Here is a 3,808-nt window from a genome sequence, read left to right on the forward strand (position 1 = left end):
CGGCTGCCCCGCACGGTCAACGGCAAGCTGGACCGGGCGGCGCTGCCCGAGCCGCCCGCCCCGGCGCCGGCCGCCGGCCGCCGGCCCCGCGACGCGCGCGAGGAACTGCTGGCCGAGCGGTTCGCGGCCGTGCTCGGCGTCGACCGGGTCGGCCTCGACGATGACTTCTTCGCCCTCGGCGGCCACTCGCTGCTCGTCATGCGGTTGTGCGCGGCGGTCCGGTCGGCGTTCGGCGTGGAGATCACCCCCCGCACGGTCTTCGAGGACCCGACGGTCGCCCGGCTCGCGCGGCTGATGGAGGCGGCCGGCACCGCCCGCCCGGCGGTCAGCCGGCGGCGGCGCCCGGAGAACCCGCCGCTGTCGTACGCCCAGCGGCGCCTATGGGTGATCGGGCAGGTGGAGGGGCCCAGCCCGACGTACAACATCCCGATCACCTGGCGGCTGACCGGGCCGCTGGACGTGCCCGCGCTGCGCGCGGCGGTGAACGACGTGGTGGCCCGGCACGAAGCGATGCGGACCGTCTTTCCCGCTCCCGACGGCGAGCCCGTGCAGCGGATCCTCGACCCGGCCGGCGCGGAGATCCCGTTCGAGGTGGTCGAGTGGGCGGCCCCGGCCGGCGGCGACCGGCCCGGACCGGAGCCGGGCGGGGACGGCCTGGCGGACCTGCTCGCCGCGGCCGCAGCCTATCCGTTCGACCTCGAGCGCGAGCCACCGATGCGGGTGACCGTCGTCCGGTGCTCGCCGGAGCTGCACATCGCGCAGTTCCTGGTCCACCACATCGCGGCCGACGATGGCTCCGACCGGCCGCTGGCCCGCGACCTGTCCGTCGCCTACCGGGCGCGGGCCGCGGGCGTCGCGCCGGACTGGGCGCCGCTGCCCGTCCAGTACGTCGACTATACGCTGTGGCAGCGTGCGCGGCTGGGTGACGAGACCGACCCGACGAGTTCCGCCGCCCGATCGCGGGAGTTCTGGCGCCAGGCACTGGCCGGCCTGCCCACCGAGCTGGCGCTGCCGAGCGACCGGCCCCGCCCGGCCGAGCCGAGCCACACCGGCGGGATCGTCGAGCTCTCGCTCGACGCCGACGCCGTCACGGCGCTGCGCGCCGTCGGGCGGGCCCACAACGCCAGCCTGTTCATGGTGCTGCGGGCGGCCGTGGCCACTCTGCTGCACCGGCTGGGCGCGGGCGAGGACATCCCCATCGGCAGCCCGGTGTCCGGCCGGGTCGACGACACCCTCGACGACCTGGTCGGGTTCTTCCTCAACACGGTGGTCCTGCGGACCGACCTGTCGGGTGACCCGTCGTTCGGCGAGCTGCTGGGGCGGGTCCGCGAGAGCGACCTCGCCGCCCTCGACCACCACGACCTGCCGTTCGACCGGGTGGTGGACGCGGTCAACCCGCCGCGGCTGTTGGCTCGCCATCCGCTGTTCCAGGTCATGATCGTGTACCTGGCGGCCTCCGACGCCGTCGACGAGCTGGCCCTCGACGCGGTCAGCGCCCGGCCCGAACCGGTGCGGCGGACCAGCGCCAAGTTCGACCTGTCCTTCGACTTCATCGAACGGGCCGGAGCCGACGGCGGCCTGACCATCGGCGTCGCCTACAGCGACGACCTGTTCGACCGGTCCAGCGCCGATCGGATCGGCGCGCGGCTGCGGGAGCTTCTCGCCGCCGTCGCCGCCGACCCGTCGGCGCCGGTGAGCGGGCTGGAGCTCAGCTGGCCGGCGGCTTTCGCGGTCCCGGCCAGCGCCGACCGGGAGCCGTCGGCGCCGGTCGCCGGCGGCGCGGGCGCGACGGTGTCCGGGCGCGCTCCCGGGAACGACATCGAGGCGACCCTGGTCGCCGCCTTCGCCGCGGTGCTCGGGGCCGAGCGGGTCGGCGCCGAGGACGACTTCTTCGCCCTCGGCGGCGACAGCATCGTCGCCATGCGGCTGGTCAACCGGATCCGGGCCGCCGGCCTCACCGTGACCCCGCGGCTGCTGTTCGGCCACCGCACGCCCGAGACGCTCGCCACCGTTGTCACACGCCGGGCACCGTCCGCTGTCACGCGCCGGGCACCGTCCGCCGCCAACGGGACGGCCCGCGCGCCCGCCGTCGGCGCGGCCGAGCCGGCTTCCGAGCCGGCTTCCGAGCCGGCCGGGATCGTCCTCGTCCCGCCGACTCCGGCGCTGCAGGCGGCGCGCGGCCGCGGGGCGACGTTCTCGTCGTTCTCCTCGCCGGTGCTGCTGCGCACCCCGGCCGGGCTGGACCTGGCCACGCTCCACGCGATGATCACAGCGGTCGTGGACCACCACGACGTTCTGCGGGCCCGCCTCGTCCGCTCGGACTCACCCGGCGCCTTCCCGGACGGCGCGGTGGCGACCGGCGCGGACGGTGGTCCCGCCTGGTCGCTGGCGATCGCGTCGCGCGGCGGCGTCGACGTCCGTCCCTGGGTCCGCCGGATCGACGCCGCCGGCATCGCCGCGAGCGACGGCTTCGACAGCGTGGGCGGCCGAGCGCTGATCTCAGGGCTGGCGGCGGCGGCCAACACCGAACTCGATCCGGACAGCGGGCAGGCCATTCGCTGCGTCTGGCTGGACGCGGGCAGCGAGCGCCCGGGCCGGTTGCTGCTGATTATCCACCATGCGCTGATCGACGGCGTCTCCTGGCCGATCGTGCTGGATGATCTCGCTGCCGCGGCGGGCGCGCTGACGGCGGGCGGGCGGCCCCAGCTCGCGCCCGTCCCGGTCTCGTTCGCCCGATGGGCGCGCCGCCTGGACGAGCGGGCGCGCGCGACCGAGACCGAGGCGCGGCTGCCGTTCTGGTTGGACCTGCTCGGCCGGGCCACGCCGGTGGCCTGGACGGCGGACGTGGCCGGTCCGGCCGGACCGGCCGGACCGGCCCGGGTGGACCAGCCGGAAGCGGTCACCGTGAGCGTGCCGCCGGAGCGGGCGGCCGCGCTGCTGTCGACGGTTCCCGCCACGTTCGGGGTCGGGGTGGACGAGCTCCTGCTCGCCGCGCTGTCCCTGGCCGTGGCCGACCAGACCCGGCCCGGCGCCGCCGGCTCGTCGGGGATGGTCGTGGCCGTCCAGGCCCACGGCCGGCAGGAGCAGATCGTCGACCATCTGGACTTGTCCCGGACGGTCGGCTGGATGGCCGAGATCTACCCGTTCCTGCTCGAGTGGCCGGCCGACGACGGCGCCGCGTTCGGTGCGTGGGCCGTGGACGCCGCCGTGGCGCGGGTGCGCGAGCTCATGACCCAGATCCCCGACGGCGGAACCGATTACAGCATGTTGCGCTTCCTCAATCCGCGGACCGCGCCGGTCCTCTCGGCGGCTCCCCTACCGACGATCTACCTGAACTACGTGGGTCGGTTGGCCCGGGGCGAGGTGGCGGACTGGTCGGTCGCCGCCGAGGACGAGGAGCTTTTCGCCGACTGGAACGCCGAGGCGCCCGATCCATTCCCGCTGAGCCTGATCGTGCGAGCCCTCGACGGCCCGGGCGGCCCCGAGTTGAGCGCGCGGTGGACGGCGGGGCCGGATGGGCCCGGCGCGGCGGTCGTAGGCAACCTCGCGGCCGCGTGGCTACGGGCGCTCGACGCACTCGCCGCCCGCGCCGCGCACCGGGGGGGCGGCGAAATCACCGGCAACCGCTTCGGCCGGCCGGAACTAAATCCACATCGCGACCGCCGGTCGGGACCGGCCCGCGGCTGAGGAAAGAGAGAAAGCAGAGTGCGAGACAGGCCGAAACTTCGTGGGGTGAGTATGACCAGCACGACCGATTCATACCGCGAGGAGATCCTGGACCTGGCCATCGGCCCGATGCCAGGCTGGG

At 75.4% G+C, this 3,808-nt stretch carries 1 protein-coding gene; it reads left to right on the forward strand.

Annotated features, from left to right (window positions below):
* On the forward strand, positions 1-3,687 hold a 3,687-nt coding region (locus ACY45C_RS17265; protein ID WP_462188593.1), incomplete at its 5' end, for a condensation domain-containing protein.
* Between the last annotated feature and the right edge of the window lie 121 nt (positions 3,688-3,808).

Source organism: Frankia sp. CcWB2 (assembly GCF_977927585.1).